Annotated in this window: 12 protein-coding genes; 8 read left to right on the forward strand and 4 right to left on the reverse strand. The window is 39.6% G+C overall.

Translation table 11 applies throughout. The features are described from left to right. Positions 1-8: 8 nt before the first annotated feature. The 6 genes from ZA06_RS14400 to ZA06_RS14425 are packed head-to-tail and all read left to right on the forward strand — an operon-like array spanning position 9 to position 10,114. Complete coding sequence (locus ZA06_RS14400; RefSeq protein ID WP_053978193.1) at positions 9-2,237, forward strand: glycoside hydrolase family 3 N-terminal domain-containing protein; 2,229 nt, start codon at positions 9-11, stop codon at positions 2,235-2,237. After that, a complete protein-coding gene (locus ZA06_RS14405) occupies positions 2,230-4,857 on the forward strand; it encodes a glycoside hydrolase family 2 TIM barrel-domain containing protein (RefSeq protein WP_205625715.1) in 2,628 nt (875 codons plus the stop codon). The genes ZA06_RS14400 and ZA06_RS14405 overlap by 8 nt, the downstream gene beginning before the upstream one ends. Then, a complete protein-coding gene (locus ZA06_RS14410) occupies positions 4,858-5,745 on the forward strand; it encodes an alpha/beta hydrolase (protein WP_053978195.1) in 888 nt (295 codons plus the stop codon). Continuing rightward, positions 5,742-7,433: a sulfatase family protein gene (locus tag ZA06_RS14415; RefSeq protein ID WP_053978196.1), complete on the forward strand. Its 1,692-nt coding sequence runs from the start codon at positions 5,742-5,744 to the stop codon at positions 7,431-7,433. Before ZA06_RS14410 ends, ZA06_RS14415 begins: the two co-directional genes overlap by 4 nt. Positions 7,434-7,436: 3 nt before the next feature. Further along, the gene (locus tag ZA06_RS14420; RefSeq protein ID WP_053978197.1) at positions 7,437-9,287 is read left to right on the forward strand and encodes a family 43 glycosylhydrolase; all 1,851 of its coding nucleotides are present in this window, start codon (positions 7,437-7,439) and stop codon (positions 9,285-9,287) included. Next, positions 9,284-10,114, forward strand: coding sequence for an endonuclease/exonuclease/phosphatase family protein (locus ZA06_RS14425; RefSeq protein ID WP_082332042.1), 831 nt, complete (start codon positions 9,284-9,286; stop codon positions 10,112-10,114). The genes ZA06_RS14420 and ZA06_RS14425 overlap by 4 nt, the downstream gene beginning before the upstream one ends. Here ZA06_RS14425 and ZA06_RS14430 read toward each other — a convergent pair. Further along, positions 10,111-10,860, reverse strand: coding sequence for a cyclase family protein (locus tag ZA06_RS14430; protein WP_053978198.1), 750 nt, complete (start codon positions 10,858-10,860; stop codon positions 10,111-10,113). The genes ZA06_RS14425 and ZA06_RS14430 overlap by 4 nt on opposite strands. Before the next feature lie 261 nt (positions 10,861-11,121). Here ZA06_RS14430 and ZA06_RS14435 point away from each other — a divergent pair, with 261 nt between their 5' ends. Continuing rightward, entirely contained in the window at positions 11,122-14,022 is a 2,901-nt protein-coding gene (locus ZA06_RS14435; protein WP_053978199.1) for a PEP/pyruvate-binding domain-containing protein, read from the forward strand. A gap of 3 nt (positions 14,023-14,025) precedes the next feature. Further along, on the forward strand, positions 14,026-15,276 hold the full coding sequence (locus ZA06_RS14440; protein ID WP_053978200.1) for a serine hydrolase: 1,251 nt from the start codon (positions 14,026-14,028) through the stop codon (positions 15,274-15,276). Here ZA06_RS14440 and ZA06_RS14445 read toward each other — a convergent pair. The 3 genes from ZA06_RS14445 to ZA06_RS14455 form a co-directional block, all read right to left on the reverse strand. Continuing rightward, positions 15,273-18,119 (reverse strand): NTP/NDP exchange transporter, encoded by a 2,847-nt coding sequence (locus tag ZA06_RS14445; protein WP_053978201.1) that lies wholly within the window; start codon positions 18,117-18,119, stop codon positions 15,273-15,275. The genes ZA06_RS14440 and ZA06_RS14445 overlap by 4 nt on opposite strands. A gap of 2 nt (positions 18,120-18,121) precedes the next feature. Next, a complete protein-coding gene (locus tag ZA06_RS14450) occupies positions 18,122-19,117 on the reverse strand; it encodes a serine hydrolase (RefSeq protein ID WP_082332044.1) in 996 nt (331 codons plus the stop codon). A gap of 270 nt (positions 19,118-19,387) precedes the next feature. Next, the gene (locus ZA06_RS14455) at positions 19,388-20,632 is read right to left on the reverse strand and encodes an NAD(P)/FAD-dependent oxidoreductase (RefSeq protein ID WP_053978202.1); all 1,245 of its coding nucleotides are present in this window, start codon (positions 20,630-20,632) and stop codon (positions 19,388-19,390) included. Positions 20,633-20,735: the final 103 nt, after the last annotated feature.

The raw sequence follows: 20,735 nt of genomic DNA on the forward strand, positions 1-20,735 counted from the left end.
TAATCAAGATGAAAAATTTAAAGCAGGCGCTCTTCTCTCTAGCAGTTTTTTTTTATGGGATAGGATCTTGGGGGCAAAATTATGAAGCTCAAGTAGATTCCTTAATGAAGCTTATGACGCTTCAGGAAAAGATAGGGCAAACGGTAATGTACGGTGGAAGTTGGGACCAAACAGGCCCTATTGTTGGGACCGATAATGGGAAGTTGATTCGGGAAGGTAACATGGGCGGTATGCTAAATGCCTTTACGGTAAAGGGTACTCGTGATCTCCAAAAAGTTGCGGTGGAAGAATCCCGTTTGGGAATACCCTTATTGTTTGGTTATGATGTCATTCATGGGCATCGTACCATTTTTCCAATCAATTTAGGAATGGCGGCCAGCTGGGATTTAAACTTGATTGAAGAAAGCTGCCGTATTGCTGCTGAAGAAGCTTCGGCGGAAGGTTTGCATTGGACTTTTTCGCCTATGGTTGATGTGTCCAGAGAGCCTCGTTGGGGGCGCATTTCTGAAGGAGCAGGAGAAGATGTCTTTTTGGGAAGTGAAATAGCGAAAGCCTATGTCAAGGGATATCAAGGTGACGACTTATCTAAATCCAATACCATTTTGGCTTGTGCCAAGCATTATGTGGCCTATGGCGCTGCCCAAGCAGGCCGTGATTACCATACGGTGAATATGGGAGAAGGGGAGTTGCGTAATGTGTTTCTACCTCCATTTAAGGCAACTGTAGATGCGGGTGTTGAAACCTTCATGTCGGCATTCAACGAATTAAATGGGGTGCCAACTTCCGGGAATAAATTTACTTTAAGGGACATTCTTAGAGGAGAGTGGGACTTTAAAGGTTTTGTGGTTTCCGATTATACTTCCATCAACGAAATGGTTCCTCATGGATTTGCTAAAGATGACAAGGATGCGGCCAGAATTGGTATGAACGCAGGCGTAGATATGGACATGATGGGAGGTGTTTATAAGGATTATTTGAAGGATTTGGTGGAAGAAGGAAAGGTATCCGAAGCTTATATAGATGATGCGTGCCGACGTATTTTGTTGGCCAAATTTAAACTGGGGCTTTTTGAGGATCCTTATCGATATATTGATGAGCAACGAGAGGAAACTACTAAGTACAAACCAGAATTTTTAAACAAAGCTAGAGAAATTGCAGCGGCTTCATCGGTGTTGCTTCAGAATAAAAATAATGCCTTGCCACTTTCAACAAGCACAAAGAAGATTGCTTTTATTGGTCCGTTGGTAAAAGATGAATATGATATTCTTGGCAATTGGGCTGCTAAAGGTGATAGGCAGGGAAAAGCTGTAAGTGTGTTTGAAGGGATTTCGGAATATTTGAAACCGAATCAAATTTTATATGCCAAAGGCTGTGAGATTTTAAAAGCAGATACTTCTGGTTTTGAGGAGGCTATTTCGGTTTCCAAAAAGGCAGATGAAATTGTATTGGTGATGGGAGAAGGACACCACATGAGTGGGGAAGCCGCTTCAAGGACCAATTTGAAAATTCCTGGAATTCAGCCACAGCTCATTCGAAAAATCAGAGAAGCCAATCCCCATAAGAAAATCACTTTGGTGTTGATGAATGGAAGACCAATAAACCTCTCAGATGAAGTGGATTTTGTAGATGCCATTTTGGAAGTTTGGTTTCCCGGAACCATGGGAGGTGCTGGAACTGCCGATGTATTGTTTGGAAACTATAATCCTTCTGGGAAATTAACGGTGACTTTTCCTAGAAATGTTGGCCAAGTACCTATTTACTACAACATGAAAAATACGGGAAGACCAATTCCCGAAAGCAACCCGGGCGAAGATTATAAAAGTAATTACATCGATGCTCCTAATTCGCCTTTGTTCGTTTTTGGACATGGTTTGAGCTATACAACGTTTACGTATTCCAATTTCAAATTGAGTTCCAATAAATTGACCAATTCAGGGGCGATTACAGCTTCGGTAACGATTACAAACACAGGAAACAAAGATGGACATGAGGTGGTACAGTTATATGTGCATGACAAGGTAGGAAGTGTGACTAGGCCTGTAAGGGAGCTTAAAGGGTTTCAAAAAATCTTCTTGAAAAAGGGAGAAAGCCAAACAGTTTCGTTCACGATTTCAGCGGACGATTTAAAGTTCTACAACAGCGACATGGTTTATGGCGTGGAGCCTGGAACATTTGAAATAGCCATTGCCTCGAGCTCGGATTTTAAATTTGAAAACGAGTTTGAACTAATTGATTGAAAGTAGATCCATGCCCATCCCAATTAAAAATAAGATTGTTCTTTTTCTGGTTTTTCTCATAGGAATTAGTGTTGAAATTCTTGGGCAAACCAAAACGATAAATAGCGGTTGGCAATATTCTGAAGATAAGGTTGAGTGGCAATCGGTAAACATTCCGCACACCTGGAATTTGGAAGATGCCTTTGATGACCAGCCTGGCTACCGAAGAGGTTTGGGGTACTATAAAAAGCAAGTGTTTATTGCTTCCGAAGAAAAAGAAAAGATTCATTACTTAAAATTTAATGCAGTCAACCAAGAGGCAACGGTATATGTGAATGGGGAAATTGTCGGCAACCACAAAGGAGGTTATACTGCCTTTAGTTTCAATATTACAACACTTATAAATTTCGATGCTTACAACTTGATTGAAGTGGTGGTTGATAACTCCAATAATGAAAACATTCCCCCTTTGGATGCCGACTTTACGTTTTATGGTGGTATCTACAGAGATGTGGAGCTGATTACATTACCCAAGCAACATTTTAGTGTCACGGATTTTGCTTCGGATGGATTTTATGTGAATTATTGTGATGTTTCAAAGGAAAAGGGAGGGATTGAAGTAACCGCTATTTTGGAAAACTTGGCTACTGCCAAAGCTCAGGTTCAACTGAAATTGGAGCTTTTGGACTCAGAAGGCGCTAATGTGAAGTCGAGAATTGAATCTTTAAAGTTACATTCGGGGACTTCCAATGAATTCAAAATAAAACTGCCCGAAATCTATAATCCCAAATTATGGTCTCCAGAAAATCCTTATTTGTACAGTTTGAAATTAACGTTATTGGACGAACAAGAAAATGTCTTGGATTATAAGTGGACCAATGTTGGCTTTCGTTGGGTTTCGGTAGATTATGAAAAAGGATTCTTTTTAAACGGCAAGCCCATCAAACTTATAGGAGTTAATCGCCATCAGGATTATAAAGGCTATGGCAATGCGGTTCCTTTAGAACTTCAGAAAAAGGATATCGAACTCATTAAAAATATGGGGGCAAATGTCATTCGGTTTGCCCATTATCCTCATAGTCGAGAATTATATGATATGTGTGACAAACTGGGGATTTTGGTCTGGACGGAAATTCCAATAGTCAATAAAGTCACCGATTCCAAAGCTTTTTTTGAAACGTCTATTACCATGCAAAAGGAGCATATCAAACAGTATTACAATTTCCCTTCGGTAGTGATGTTTGGTTATATGAATGAGATCTTTTTGAGATTGGCTTTTGACGGAAAATCTTCCGAAGAAGAAAAGAACCATTTAAAAAAAGTGACGTTGGATCTGGCTCAGCAATTGGAAAACTTAACGAGAGATATGGCTCCCAATCACCTTACGGTTATGGCCTGTCATTTGAATGAAGTATATAATGAAACCGGTATCGCCGACTTGCCAATGATTCTGGGTTGGAATCTGTATTTTGGATGGTACGATGCCGAAATTGAAGGTTTAGGTACTTTTTTGGATGACCAACAAAATAGGTTTCAAAAGCGCTCCATGTTATTGTCTGAATACGGTCCAGGAGCTGATGTTCGGATTTACACACAGACCCCAAAAAAGTTTGATTTTTCAACAGATTATCAGTTGAAATTGCATCAATCCTATGTGCGGCAAATAAAGGAACGACCTTTTATGACTGGGATGACGGCATGGAATTTTGCCGATTTCGGTTCTGAGTTTCGAGGTGATGCCATTCCACATGTCAACCAAAAAGGATTGGTACAGTATGACAGAACACCAAAGGATATTTATTATTGGTATAAATCTGTGCTAGACGATGCCGAACCGTTTCTACATATTGCGGCAACCAATTTATCAGGTTTGACCTTAATTGGAGAAAATACCTATCCAGTAAAAATATATGGCAATCAATCAAATGCAACAGTATATCTCAATGACAAAAAACTTAAGGATATTGTCTTTATGGATGGTGTCGCTGAGTTGGAAATGCCTTTTGTAAATGGAACGAATTGCATAATGGTTGTTTCAGGAAATAGAGAAGAAGTGGAATGTATTGAAGTGGTGAAAGCAAGCTCGTTGAATTTTGAAGGTTTCGATCGTTTTGGAATCAATATGGGAGCCCATTTTTTCTTTACAGACGAAGCACAACAAATCACTTTTGTTCCTGATCAGGAATATGTAAATGGTGAATATGGTTATGTAGACGGCAAGGCCTATGGGATGACCAAAGACAAAAATCAAGGTATGCCGCATAACATCCGAAACACAACTTCCGAACCTTTGTTTCAAACTATGTTGGAGGGTTGTTCTTCTTATAAAGTGGATCTTCCAAATGGCAATTACAGGGTGAAATTATTCTTTGTGGAGCCCCAAATTAAACTTTCGGAAAACATTTATAATTTATCGCAATCAAGGGAGGAAACCCAAAAACAACAACGCGTTTTTGATGTGTACTTAAATGATCAATTGATAGAAAAGGGATTCAATATGGCTCAAGCCTATCCTGAAAAATATGGTATTACAATGACCTCGACTTTGGAAATCAACAATAATCAAGGTTTGACAGTTTCCTTGAAACCTGAGGAAGGGACGCCTGTTATTAGTGGTTTGTTAATCGAAAAATTAAACTAAATGAAGCATTTAATCACATTCTGTTTTTTATTGCTCGCTTTTCCGTTTTTGGCTCAAGTAAAAACCACTTATACCTATGCCATAAAAGGAAGCGACACCTTAAAAATGGATGTTTATACACCAAAAAATATCAAATTGGGAAATAAACTTCCAACCTTGTTATGGATGCATGGGGGAGGTTTTGCAGGTGGCGCGCGTGATTTTAAGGACGATGCTCAGCTTTGTGAATACGCGGCTCAAAACGGCTACATAGGAATTTCCATTTCCTATAGATTGTTAAGAAAAGATACCAAAACAGGGTTTGGCTGCGATTGTGCCAAAGAGGAGAAAATGAACGTATTCAAACAGGCGGCTATCGATTATCTCGATGCGGCTAAATATGTGGTGGGGCATGCTGAGAAATTGCATGTGAATACCAATTATATTATTTCGGGGGGCAGTAGTGCGGGCGCGGAAGCCACATTAAATGCGGTGTTTATGCGAGAGTATTTTGCAGACGAATTGGAAAATTATAAAGAAGTAACATTTGCAGGGATGTTTTCCTGCGCGGGCGCTGTGGTGAATGCTGAGTACATCACAAAATCAAATGCAGTTCCTAGTGTGTTTTATCATGGAACCGATGACGATTTGGTTCCTTTTTCATCTGCGCCACATCATTACTGCACTCCTGAAAAACCAGGCTATCTGTTATTGGATGGGTCTGAAGTGATTGTGAAAAAGTTAGAAACTTTAGAAACGCCTTTTTATTTCAATATAGTCAAAGGAGGAAGGCATGAAATATCTGCCATTCCATTTGAGGATCTGGATAAGGTCTTTGCCTTTTTTGAAAGTACAGTTTTGAATAACGAAGTCATTCAAACAACAATTATTAAAACCAAAACACCATGAGATTTTTAATATATATAGCATGTGTTCTTTTTATTTTACAATCTTGTAAGGAAAAGGAAGAGCAAAATAAATTGGTCCAAGAAGATCAAAGGCCTAATATTGTGTACATAATGGCTGATGATCATGCGGAGCAAGCCATAAGTGCTTATGGGCATCCCATAAGCCAATTGGCGCCAACGCCAAATATTGATCGCATTGCCGAAGAGGGAGTGTTGTTTAAAAATAACTTTTGTACCAATTCCATTTGTGGACCAAGTAGGGCAGTGGTATTGACAGGGAAATTCAGTCATGTCAATGGTTTTAGAATGAACGGGGAGCAGTTTGATGGTGGCCAACAAACATTTCCTAAGCTATTGCAAAGGGCTGGTTATAATACAGCAGTTATTGGAAAGTGGCATTTGCATGGCAATCCGGAGGGGTTTGACTATTGGAATATTTTAACCGATCAAGGCAATTACTACAACCCTGATTTTATTTCGGTGAATAAGGAGACTAAAAAGGTAGATACTACTCGTATTGAAGGTTATGCCACAGATATTATCACCGAAGAAGGTTTGGCTTATTTAAACAGAATGAAATCCGGCAATCAACCGTTTATGCTCATGTTGCAACATAAGGCACCCCACCGAAACTGGATGCCTGCCCTGCGACATGCCAATAAGTTTGATTCTGTTAAGTTTCCATTGCCCGACACCTATTTTACAGCTCATGAAGGCTCCTTGGGCTCCAAGCAGCAATTGCAAACCATTTATAAGGATATGTATGAAGGTCATGATCTAAAAATGACCAAGGAAAAGGGAAGTCCAGAATTGGCATGGAACCCTTGGACGACGGATTTTGATAGGATGACAGCAGAGCAACGTGCTGCATGGGATAAGGCTTATCAAGCAAAAAATGATGCTTTTCACGATGCCAATTTATCGGGAAGAGACTTAGCTGAATGGAAGGGACAACGCTACCTTCAGGAGTATTTGGCAACCATAGCATCGGTAGATGAAGGTGTGGGTCGTGTGTTGGATTATTTAAAGGAAACGGGATTGGATAAAAATACCATTGTGATTTATACTACAGATCAAGGGTTTTATCTAGGTGAAAAGGGCTGGTTTGATAAGCGTTACATGTATGAGGAATCCCTAGCAATGCCCCTATTGGTAAAATATCCAGACCATATTAAGGAAGGGAGTGAAATAACTGCCTTGACTCAAAACTTGGATTTTGCCGAGACATTTTTGGATTATGCAGGTGTAGACATTCCTAAAGATATGCAAGGCAAATCACTTCGCCCATTATTGGAAAATACCATGGATGATGCCGATTTTAGAGATGCCGTTTATTATCATTACTACGATTATCCAGCATTTCATATGGTGAAAAAGCATTACGGCATCCGAACCAATCGGTATAAGTTGATGCATTTTTATGATGATATCGATACATGGGAATTATATGATTTGGAAGAGGATCCTAAGGAAATTCACAATCAAATTGAGAACCCTGAATACGACGACATTGAAGCCCAATTAAGAAAGCGCCTAGCGGAATTGGAAGCACAATATCAAGTAACGGAAAAGGAGTTGGAGCAAGCGCCAAAAGAGAAGGTGGAGCGTGCCTATAAACAATTCGAGCGTTTAAGAGGTAACAAGGGAACTTCCTATGACCCTATAACAGATAAAGACACAAAACTATAAGTTATGAAACATATTGGAATACTGTCATTGGCCTTATTGCTATTGATATCCTGTAATTCAGAAAAGAAACAAGAAGTCGTTCAGGAAGCTGAGCCAATTGAAAAAAATGAGCAAAAAGGAGAGGGGCAAACCTATTGTAATCCGTTGGATATTGATTATACCTATATGGTTTACAATTCAAGTAGAAATATATCCTATCGTTCCGGGGCTGATCCTGCGGTGATTGAATTTCGTGGCGAATACTATATGTTCGTAACGCGATCATTTGGGTATTGGCATTCCAAGGATTTGGTGAAATGGGATTTCATCAAGCCACAGCAATGGTTTTTTGAGGGTTGTAATGCGCCAACCTCCTTTAATTATAAAGACTCCTTAGTCTATTTTGCAGGTGATCCAGCGGGTTACGGAAGTATTCTTTATACAGACAATCCTAAAAAAGGCACTTGGACTCCCACAGCTTCAATTTCCAATAACATTCAGGATTCGGAATTGTTCATTGATGATGATGGTAAAACCTATTTGTATTGGGGTTCTTCCAATGTATATCCGCTTCATGTGAAAATGTTGAACAAGGATGATCGTTTTTTGGAAACGGGAGTGAAAAAAGATTTGATCAATTTGGTTGAAGAAGAGCATGGTTGGGAACGATTTGGTGAAAACAATTTTCATCCAACCTTGAAAGAAGGGTATATGGAAGGTGCCTCCATGACTAAACACAACGGGAAATACTATTTGCAATATGCAGCTCCAGGAACGCAGTTTAATGTCTATGCGGATGGTGTGTATATTGGAGATACGCCGCTTGGCCCATTTACTTATATGAAGAATAACCCTATGAGTTTTAAACCCGGTGGTTTTACCAATGGAGCAGGGCATGGTATCACTGTTAAGCAAATTAATGGGCAGTACTGGCATTTTGCAACCATGGCACTAGCGTCCAATGCCCAATGGGAACGTCGTTTGTGTATGTTTCCAACTTATTTTGATGATGAAGGGTTGATGTATTCCAATACAGAATATGGAGACTACCCAAGGTTTGCACCTAATCATCCTACAAAAGCAGGGCAACATAATGGTTGGATGTTACTGTCGTATAAAGGAAATGTGACGGTATCCTCTTCTATGAAGCAAATCATGAAATTTACTTCAAATGATGATGAGATTACCGTGACAGAATTACCGCTGGAAAAGAATGCGAACCAAGCAATTCTTTCAAAAGTATTAACCGATGAAAACCCTAAAACATTTTGGGTAGCCGAAGCCAACAATGATCAGCAATGGATAGAAATAGAGATGTTGCATCCAGGAAAAATTTATGCACTTCAATTGAATTTTCACGACTATGAAACAGGTGTTTATACGCGTGTAAAGGGACTGAGACATCGCTTCAGTATTGAGGTATCGGAAGATGGTGAAACATGGCAAACTGTTGTAGATCGAAGTAAGAGCGATATAGATGCGCCCAACGCTTATATAGTATTGGATACTCCTGTTACGGCAAAGTATGTGCGTTACAAAAATGTGGAAGTGCCGGGAGCAAATTTCGCAATGTCGGAGTTTCGGGTATTTGGTTTGGGCTTGGGGGAGGCACCAAAAAAGGTAAATGGATTTACCGTAAAGCGTGAAAAGGATAGAAGAGATGCTGCATTTTCTTGGAATCCTGTAGAAGGTGTCCAAGGTTATAACATCCGTTGGGGAATTGCTCCGGATAAGCTGTATCAATCGTGGTTGGTCTATGATGTCAATGAACATTTCATGCGTTGTTTGGATCGTGATACCCCTTATTATTTCTGCATAGAAGCCTTTAATGAAAATGGGATTTCAGAAAAAACAGATGTTATATTTGTGGAATGATGAAGAAAATAGTTACCGCATTAGGATTGCTCATCCTGACTTTTGCACAGGCACAAGACTTAAAAGTGATGAGCTATAACATCAAGTTGGATTATCCAAAGGAAGGAAAGGATAGTTGGGCCAACCGAAAACCATTTTTTATCAATCAGCTTAAGTTTTATGAGCCGGATGTTTTGGGAGTTCAGGAAGCGATGCCTAATCAAATGAAAGATATGGAAAACCTACTGCCAGATTATGATTTTCTGGGAGTTGGTCGTGATGATGGAAATGATGCAGGTGAATATTCAGCTATTTTCTATAAAAAGGACGAATTAAAGGTGTTGGAGTCTTCTACCTTTTGGTTGTCCCAAACGCCAGACAAAGTTTCTATGGGATGGGATGCCGTTTGTAATCGGGTTTGCACTTATGCCCTATTTGAGAACAAAACCACCAAGCAAAAGTTTTGGATGTTCAATACCCATTTTGATCATGTCGGGGAAATGGCCAGAAAAAACAGTGCGATTTTGATTCTTGAAAAAATCAACGAACTCAATCAAAAGAACTATCCTGTAATCCTAACAGGGGATTTCAACATGGAAGCAGAACATGAGAGCATTCAATACATTACAAAAAGCTTGAATGATTCCAAATCTGTTGCCTCTGTCACTTTTGGACCTGAAGGGACCTTTAATGGATTCCATTTTGAGGAACCGGTGACCAAGCGCATCGATTTTGTATTTACAAGTAAAAATATCACAGTTGAAAAATATGCGGTGTTGAGTGATAATTGGAACCTGCAATATCCTTCAGATCACTTTCCTGTATTGGTTCAGATGTTGTTGCCTTAAGGATTTAAAAGCGCTACAATCCGCAAAGGAGCGCCACTACCACCTTTAATTTTCATTGGGAGGGCAATGATTTCAAATCCCTTTGAAGGGAGTAAATTCAAATTGGTGAGGTTTTCAAAAGCAGGAATGTTTTTGGAAAGCAACACGACATGGCTTTTAAAATATTGCGATTGCCCATAATCTATACTGGGCGTGTCAATACCTATGGCGTGAATGTTTCTGTTGGTTACCAGCCACTCTGCTGCTTCCGGGGAAAGTCCAGGGAAATGAAGTTTGGCAACAGCAGATTCACCGCGTTCTTCGGTGCCTAGATACTGCATTTTGTTGGGGTAATATCTAGAAAATCCTGTTTGTAACAGAACAATGCTGCTGTCAGGGATGGGCTTCCCTTCCTTGGTTTCCCAATCGGTCAGGTCTTCAATGCTGATTAAATAATCAGGATTTTGGAGTGCTTTGGAAGAAACATCAATTTTAATGGCTGTTCCTATAAGGTGTTCCAAAGGCAATTCTTCCACCGATTGTCCGTTTTTTGAGAAATGGATGGGAGCGTCAATATGGGTGCCACCATGTTCCGCAGTGGAAATGTTGAAGGCAGAATAGAAATATCCCTTGTCGGTAGGCCCCATAAACACCGTGTCTTTTTCAAATTCCTTAGCAGTCACCCAATACACTGTTTCCCTCGAATAGTCGTGTGATAAATCTACGATGGTTTTGTGAGTGAAATCACTTTTGGCGACAGTTTTCATAGACGAAATTTCATTTGACGGTTGTTTTTTACAGGTAAAAAATAGTATAGGGCAACACATTAATAAAAAAAGGGTTTTCATTTGAAATTCATTTTGGATGTTCTTATAAGTTGTGGTGCGAGGAGGGGAGTCTTAAAGGTAGTGATATTTTCAGTTGGTTGGATTTTAAGAAACGATGATATAAAGATTTTGTTTTTTATAAGAGTGTCAGGTAGTTATGGTAAATTTTTCTAAATTAGTTGTAAATCAAATTGATACACTATGAAGCCATTCAAAGCCCTCCTTTTCTTCTTATTTTGTCTTCCTTTATTTGTCTTTTCACAGCATTCCAATTCTTCAACTACTGACAATGCTAAAATCAAATCGATGATTACGAGCTATAAAGCAGATGCTAGGGGACCATATCGAGACATTCGTTGGTTTTGTGAAGATGGAACCATTAATATGCCCAAGGAACCTTGTGAGGGCGAAGGTGTGCAACATGCTAGGTATAAGGAAGAGGTTGTAGCTTTAGGGGAACAGAACCATGTGTATTTGGGGCAGATATTGGCGTCTTCCGATGTTGAGGCCTTTTGGGATAAGGCCAATTACCATTCCCGAATCAAGCAGTACATGTTGGAGAAATATTTAAAATCTGTAGATGATGGCTGGATTCATCGAAAAGCACAATTTTACAGAGGAGCTATTCAGGCAGAGGATGAGGAGGCTTGGGGAAAGGCGTTTTTTAATGAATTGCTTGCTAATGACAGTTATATTGAAATGCATTTTTACTTCTTGCGTCAGGCGATAAAAGATGTGCCGCATACCGGCGATGATAATGTGGCGCAACTTATGCGCAGTCAATCCAAAGCGGTTGCAGATGCCTATGAGCCATTTATGAATTTAAGAATTAAAATTCACGGCCAACCGGAAGTGTCGGATATCTCCAAGGTTGAAGCATTCAAAAAAAGCCAGGGAAGCAAGCTTACCCCGGGGCTTCAAAAGGATTTAGATGAATTGGTGACAACCATGGAGCGATTTTTTGAACCTATGAAAGTGGCCTCGTTGTCAGATTATTTAAAAGATGTGACCAATAAAGATATCGTTTCATATCTCAATGGATTTATTGAAGGCTATACCAATGCTCCTATCACTGAAACCATCGAAGCGTCGGCTGATGCCATGTGGTTCATTAGGGAGCATATGTTGGAAGAGTCCACGCCTCAAGGGCGTTTGGCCTTATTCGATTTGTCCCTAAAATTGGAATTGTTGATCACCAAACAAATTGCCGAATATACCGAGGAAGATTTAAAATCCTTAACAGACAAAATCTGTTATCTCAGTATGGCTTCGGCTGCTTCGGGGTATACAGAGTTGTGGGAATGGGACCAGTTGCAAGTGTCTCTTTCTGAAAAAAGTAATAACGAAGCGACTCTGGAAGTGTTGCAGGATCTTTTGATCGCGGCCAGACAACAATTGGAATGGGGAACAGGAAAGAACAGTGCCGTTTTTGGGCCGGTTGTGTCCCTTTATGAAGGATTCGAACCTTTGGCTCATGGATTTTTGGATGACCGGATTAGAGGTTCTGTGGCCTTGTATTTGGGAAATAGTATAGGAAAGTTGGGGAATTTTATTACTGAAGCTTCCTCTTTGAGCAACCACGTTTTGGATCTTAACAATCAAAGTCACATCCATGGTTTGAATACTGGATACGCGTTTGGAGAATTGGTAGTTGTGGAAGGTTCTGCTGAAAATATGGAAGTCAATCCCAATAATATTTATGTGTTTGGAAGGCCGCCTTCCGATTTAAAACCAGTGGCTGGAATTTTAAATGTTTCTGAAGGGAATCTTGTGTCGCATGTACAATTATTGGCCAGAAATTTGGGAATCCCCAATGCCGCAGTTTCCAGTGCGAATGTGGCCTCGTTTAAGAAACATGCCGGCGAAAAAGTATTTTATGCGGTATCTAATTCTGGAACTGTAATTATGAAATCGGAAAGTGACATGACCGATGAAGAGCACAGGCTGTTTAGCAAAGCAGAACAAAGTCATGAAATGATTACGGTTCCTGTGGAGAAAATCAAACTGGATCGTAATACTACGATGAGTTTAAGTGAGGTCAATGCCGCTTCATCTGGCATTTATTGTGGGCCGAAAGCTGCCAATTTGGGAGAGTTGAAACAAAATTTTCCAGACCATGTGGTGAATGGGTTTGTGATTCCTTTTGGAGTATTTTTAGAGCATATGAAACAGACGATTCCTGGAAGGGAACAGACTTACTGGGAATATTTGAACAGTATTTTTGCCAATGCACGACAAATGAGTGAGCAGGGAGAATCAGCTAAAGCCGTCGAAGATTATCAGTTAAAGGAATTGGCTCAATTAAGAAATTTGATTATTGAAATGCCTTTGACGAATTCTTTTTTAGATAATTTGGAAACTTCGTTTACCTCCATTTTAGAGGGTGAATTGGGTAGTGTGCCCGTGTTCTTGAGGAGTGACACCAATATGGAAGACCTTAAAAGTTTTACAGGGGCGGGCTTGAATTTGACCTTGTTCAATGTTCTTGAAAAAGAAAAAATCATAAAAGGAATCAAGACCGTTTGGGCGTCGCCTTATACAGAACGTAGCTTTAAATGGCGCCAAAAATATTTGACTAATCCAGAAAATGTGTACCCCTCCATAGTGGTGATTCCTGGGGTGGACAATGATTTTTCGGGGGTGATGATTACCAAAGGCGTTACTTCAGGAAAAACTGATGAGATTACTGTAGCTTTTAGTAGAGGCGTTGGAGGAGCCGTTGATGGGCAGGCTGCCGAAACTTGGGCCATCGCTTCCAATGGGGGCTATCGTTTAATTGCGCCTTCCCGTGAGCCTTTTTATAAATCACTGCCAAAAACAGGGGGGACTGAGGAGCATGTTACCACTTTTGAAACACCTATTGTAAGTCCTGAGACTAGAAGGCAGGTGAACATGTTCAGTAAAACGCTTGTGGATAAAATGGAAGCTCAAGGGATTCAAGGGCCTTATGATGTAGAGTTAGGCTTTAAGGATGGAAAACTGTGGTTGTTTCAGGTAAGGCCATTCGTAGAAAATAAGCGAGCCAAGAGCTCTACCTATTTGGAGTCTATTTCTCCTAAGGTGGACATGCAAAAAACACTTTCACTCAATACAAAACTGTAAGTTATGAAATTAAGATTTGGCATTGGTATTCTCATTATTGTTGGAGGGCTTTCGTTGTCTTCTTTTTATCCTATCGACGGGTATGACCGTACGGGAATTAAACGTTTGGTGTATTGGGAACAGGTTAAAAAAGGGGAGATAGAAAGTAATCGAATTCCAGCAGGTGCTTTTTATCCAATGGATTCCATAGAGTTGAATTTACTGGATAGAAAAGATGAATTTTTAGGCGTTCCTGCGGTGGATGAACCTCTCCAAAAGAAAGTGAATGCCCTTTTTAAAGGTTTGGATAAAAACTATTCCTTGACAGTTTTGGATATGACCAAAGGCCGTCCTGTGCGTTATGCACAACATAGGGAAGCAGAGGGGTATCAGCCAGGAAGTGTTGGGAAACTGGTGGTGTTGGCTTCATTTTTTGAAGGCCTTTGTCGTGTCTATCCAAACGATTTTGATAAGCGACTAGCCTTGATGAAAGCAAAAAATATAAAAGCAGGAGATTGGGCTTTGTATGACCATCATACAGTGCCTGTTTATAATTTGGAAACCAAAAAAATGGTAAAGCGGAAAGTGACTGAAAAGGATGTGTTTACCCTTTATGAGTGGTTGGATAATATGGTGTCAGTAAGTAATAATGGGGCGGCCAGTGTGGTGTGGCGTGAAGCTTTATTGATGCATGTGTTTGAAGATAAATATCCAGATTTGACGTTTGAAGAAGCTGAGACTTACTTTAAAGAAACGCCTAAAAAGGAACTGTCTGAATTGGCGATAAAAATTGTTAACCAACCTTTACGGGATATTGGGATTACTGAGGATGAATGGCGTTTGGGTAAATTTTTTACCAATGGGGCTGGAGGACATATTCCAGGAACGGGCGGTAGCATTGGGACACCGATTGGTTTGATGAAATATATGGTGGCCTTGGAAAAGGGGGCGTTTATAGATAAAGCTTCTAGTTTAGAGATGAAACGTTTGTTGTATTTAACTGATAGACGGATTAGATATGCGGCCTCCAAAAAATTGGACAGTGCCGCCGTGTATTTTAAATCAGGGAGTTTTTATAAATGCGACCGAAGTAAAAATCCTGGGTGCGGCGATTACGAAGGAAACGTGTATAATTATATGAACTCGGTGGCCATTGTGGAGCAGCCTGATGGTTCGAGGTATGCGGTCTGTTTAATGTCCAATGTGCTCAATAAAAATTCAGCATATGACCATTTAATGTTGGCTTCCAAAATAGATGCTTTAATGCGAGATTAAGGAAGTGCTTGCAGTTGCTCTTTAATTGTATGTGCTTGTTGCCTGACGGTTTTACTTTGGTCGTTCAATAAAATGTCTATTAAGGGGATGAATTTTTTCTGGTTTAATTTTTCTATCAAATACAATACGGCATGTTTGATTTTTATGTCGTGTCGTTGCAGTAGCACTTTATAGCATTCAGATTCACTGTAAACCGTAAGGTTCAGTTTGTCAATCATCTCTTCAGAAATTTTATCCGAAATAATGACAGATTCTGCTATTGGAATCAATTCTCTTTTCAGGTGCATGTCCAAGACATTATCCAAAAATTCGATGGCATTGGTGCGTTGCTCTTCTTCACCGTTAATGATGATATCCAAAATTGGTTCAATTTCGTGAGGAGGATATTTAATCCCTAAAAACTTAAAGATGCGATGCAATTGACGGTCCAATCGCTGTTCCAAGATTCTCATAAGTCCCCTTCTGGCATCGTCAATAGCGGTGTGGTCCTTGTGTTCGCTTTTTTCTTTAAAGTCTAGTATGATTTGCGAGTGAATGGACGAAAGGGTACTTTGGTACAAATGGCATTCGTCCAAAATTTTGTCTACCACAAACTGATCCTTGATTTTTAGTGAAGGATATTCCCATTTTAAATGTTGTAATGACTCGATAGCAGCAATGGTCACTGCATGTTCGGTGGTGTCGATTAGTTCTATAAGACCGTTTACAGCCTGCTGCGAAGAAAACGATTCAATGACGGAAGGGATGAAATGGGCATCATCGATAGGGAGATCTTCATCTAAAGTTTTTTGAACCAAAACCTCAATGATACTAGGGCCGTAGTTATGCAACACTTCCATGGCAGTCTCTCTAGTTTCCTTTCGAGACAATTGGTCTACAATGGCTTCTACATAATCCAAAGACTTGGAGCTTCCGGCGCTTGTAATAGCTACATTGGCAATTTCTGGGTCTTTGTTGTTGAATTCAGAAGTAAGGACATAATCGTATTTTTTTAGTTTGGAATGGCCTATGGCTTCTAAAATAGAAAGTATTTTATGTTTTTTGTAAACAGGATCAGCACTGTTTTTATATTCTTCAATAGCTTTCTCAAGCCAATTTTCAAATTCAAATTTTTGAAGTAATTGATGTTTGTTCTGAAGCTCTAAAGATAAACTTATGAGCATCGCATTTTTGATAGATTCGTCTTCGCTATTGATATATTTTTCAAATACGGTTTTTGGATGTTTTCTGTTTTTATGGATAATATACCTTAGGGCATTGGTAGTCAATTCTTGGTCTGGATCATAAATCAAGGGTTCGATAGTTGCTGAAAGATCTTCCTTTTTTAGAAAGTATAGGTTCTCTATGGCTAAGGCTTTTACTTTTGGTGAGTTATGATTGAGAAGTCCTTTGATTGCATCAAAAAAACGCTCATCTGGTTGTTCCAAAGTTCGGTTTAACATATGCAAAATTTGTGATTCCGTGCCTTGTTCAAACACCCGTTTCACACTATTGATAATGGAAGTGACGGGGAGTTCTGGTTTTGGTTCGTCTTCCTTATCGCTTTTAGGATGCGAAGTATCCAATAGTTTTCTGAACGCTAAAATATAGGCTTTTTTCACTTTGAAAATGAAATAGATCCAAGCGCAAATAAAGGCTATGGTGAGTAGACTTACGTAAATGCGGTGCAATTGAAGTCCGTTGATAATGAAGATGAGCAAGAATCCGGCAATACCCGTAGCAATACTGTCGATGACCACATCGATAAAGGTTTTTGTTTTTTTCTTGATATCAATGGGGATGGGGATTACCAAAAGTTCGGTAGCGGCTTTGTTGACTGATTGTTTTAAACTTCCATCAGCAATTTTAATGAGAACGATGACCCAAAGTTCTGGAAGAAACACTAGAAGAATGGAGCCGAAAAGAATGCCTACAGGTAGCCAAAGCAGTGATTTTCCAACCCCAAAAGTTCCTACAATATGTTTGGTAAAGAACAATTGAATAACCAATGAAATAACACTGAGGGTAGACAGCCAAAAACCAAAAAATGCAGTAAGCTCTTCGGGGTTTTCAATGAGTTCCGAAGCGTAGTGGTTGTATTGATAATCTACCAATTTGGCCACAATCACACTTATTCCAATGACAATTGCCAATAAGGATAAAAGGTGTGATTGCTTGATAAGTTTTAAGGGTGACTGTCCGTTTTGGGTGGTTTTGTGTGTGACAAATCGGCTATGGTGTTTAATAATTTCTGAACGCCATAAGTATCGGGTGGTTGGAATACAGCAAAACAATAAGGCTGCGGCAACAAACAGTAGGTCTTCCGAGGGCATGAATAGGGAAAGGAGCGAGGTGATGTATCCTCCTGCAATCCCCCCGGCAATAGCCCCTGCGCCAATAAATCCAAAAACACGTTTGGCTTCCCTTGCATTGTAAAGCATGTTGGCGAAGAGCCAAAATTGTGAGGTAGTCAACAGACCATAAATGGCGATAAATACATACGGGATGTAAAGCAAATACCGTAATCCGAGATGTAAATTTAGGGCCACACCAAATAGAATCAGTATGAGAACTGAACCTAGAAATGTGCGGTTGATGATTTTTATAAGGGACCATTTTTCGAGAGCCTTGTCATAAAAATAGGAGCCGGCAATGGCGAAAATGGCCGTGAGAATGTAGCCAATAGGAAGTGCTTTGGCAGTAAGTTGTGATAAAAAGATGGAATTAATGGTTGGTTTTACAATGAGAAGGGTGGTAACAATCAAAAAAATATTGAGCTGCAACAACAGTGTTTTTTGCAGTTCGTCTTCATTGATATCAAATACCCTTAGTAGGTAGGCTTTGAGTCCTTTGGTGTTGGGCATAGTTACATCTTTATGGCAGTTTCAACGGGAACGACTAAGTTCCTGATAATCTGTTCTCCAAATTGGTTTTCTACCAAAGCTACTAAAATATATTTTCTTTCTTCACCCCAAACCAAAATAGAATCTGCATGCCAATTTTGCCAAGTCCCAGATTTTCTAAATAGCCTTGCATCAGGGTCAATTCTGTCCAAAGTATTTACAAATTTGTGATGCAATTCGGGGTTTTCCATAATGTCCAACATTTTTTTGGAGCGTTCCCTTGTTACCAATTTACCATTGACCAACATGTAATAGAAACGACATACTTGGGTTACGGAAGCTGCATGGCTGAGGTTTTTTAGAGGGTCCCTATTGGTAGGACCAGAGGCAGCATAACGTTTGCCTACCCAAAGGCCTCCACCTTTGTCTTCTTGATACAATTGGTATTTGGGGCCTCGCACCACGCTTTCAATTTTTTCAAACCCTAATTTGTCTATAAGTCTTGTAGTTGCTTGGTTGTTAGATTTGCTGATCATTAACCGCATGTCTTTCAAAATCTCGTCGGTTTCTTCCAATTCTCCTTTTTCAAGGGCATCCTGAGTTGCCAATAGCACGGCAATTTTTGGTAGACTGGCTGCGTACATCATGACATCTCCGTTGAGAAAAGCAAAACGGGGTTTTTCAGGATTGTTGAGGTCTACCACGCCAACCGACATTTTTTTGCTTTCAATAAGGCGTTTCCACTGTGGATTGGCATAGAGTTCTTTTTGAAGATGGTCTATAAGCTTTTGGTTGTAGAAAGTAAGCAATGGCTTAAACTTCTCTTCAGGAATGTTGATGGGTAATTTTGAATAGTCTGATGGGGTGGATGGACTCGAGGGAGATATTACTGAAGCCGCAGCCTTTTGTTGCTTGGTATTGTTTGCAGACTCAGAGCGTTTACATGCAATGGTTAAAATTATGGAGAGAACCAATGAGGAAAATATGGCATAGTTGCGAGTGTTTTGGAGTTTGCCCATTGGTCATTTAATTATTGATTGATATAAAGTTATTTCTGTTGGTGCTTAAAATGAGAACCTTTAACTAGAATTTGTGATTGTTTAGGGTTTGAAAATCAAGATTTAAGATAGTGAAAATTACTTGGATTTTGAAGAGTGTTTTGGGTGAAGTTTTGCTGGTCCTAGATTTTGAATTTTAGCTCAGAAATAATTTTTATAGTGAATATAATAAGTCCAGTTTACTGTTGAAGAACTTTGGAATAAAGGAGCTTTAAAAAAGCGAATAGAAACCTATTCGCTTTTTTCTCTTTCCATATTGATGAGGTGCGCCAAGGAGGCTACAATCCGGTTGTGTTTTTTTACAAATGGGTTGGTTTGGTCCCAAACATAGCCTGCCAAAACCGCACATATTTGTCGTTTCACATCTTGGTTTTCTGGACGGTGGAAGAATAACGTTTGCAGATTTCCAGTGTACCATTCCTTCACATAGGTGGCAAATACGTTCACACCATATTTGATGTAATCGGCATAGTCTACTTCCCAGTTAACGGATTCACCTTTTAATTCTTTAGCAATCAATTTCGCCGATTGAAGCGCAGATTCCGTGGCAAAGGTGACACCCGATGAAAATACAGGATCTAGAAATTCGGCACTGTTACCGGTTAATACAAATCCTTTTCCGTAGAATTTTTTAACAGCTTTGGAGTAATTTCTAATGCATACAGGTTCAAATTCAAAATCTAAACCTTCAAATCGGTCCTGGTAATATTTGGATAGTTTGAGCATGGCTTTCATCCTTTCTGTGTTGGAACCTTCATAAGCATCGATCAATTCATTTTTGCCTACAAAACCAATACTGGTAATGCCATTTGAGAAGGGAATGACCCAAAACCAAGTGTCTTTGTCTAGAACGTCAAAGGTTATCAATGTGCCTTCTCTTCCTTCGGGACGTTTGAGGTCTTTTACGTGGGTGAAAATTGAAGAGTGTTCGGGAATGGAGGAGGGCTTATCCAAATCCAAAAGTCTTGGTAATACCCTTCCGTAACCACTGGAATCCACAATGAATTTCGCATTTACAGAATATTCGTTTCCTGTTTCATCTTTTATTATGGTTGTTGAAGTGCCATCTTCTTTAATGTGCACATCAACCACTTCATGTTGAAATTGTATGTCTACACCCCAGCTTTGGATTTCTTGAGCCAATGTATTGTCAAAATCGGCTCGAGGGACTTGCCAAGTCCAGTTCCAACCTTCGGTGTGTTTTTGGCTAAAGTCGAAATTACAAACAATATCATCCCTTAAAAATCGAGCGCCAGCTTTTACCTCAAAATTTTGGGCTTTCAAGCAGTCTAATAGTCCTACTTCTTCAAAGTGGTCCATGCATCTAGGCAAAAGGCTTTCCCCAATCACAAATCGTGGAAATTTACTTTTTTCAATCACCTTGATTTTAAGGCCCTGTTTGTGCAAATAGGCGGCTGACACACAGCCTGAAGGGCCTGCTCCTATGATTAAAACATCAACAGTGGTATCGCTCATGTGCTTAGTGGAATAAATTCATTTATTATTTTAAATTTGCTAACCAAAATAACTACTTTCGTTTCAGTTATTAAAATTTAATCATAAAAATAACCTTATACAT

It is taken from the genome of Mangrovimonas xylaniphaga (assembly GCF_001280435.1).
Taxonomy (GTDB): domain Bacteria; phylum Bacteroidota; class Bacteroidia; order Flavobacteriales; family Flavobacteriaceae; genus Mangrovimonas_A; species Mangrovimonas_A xylaniphaga.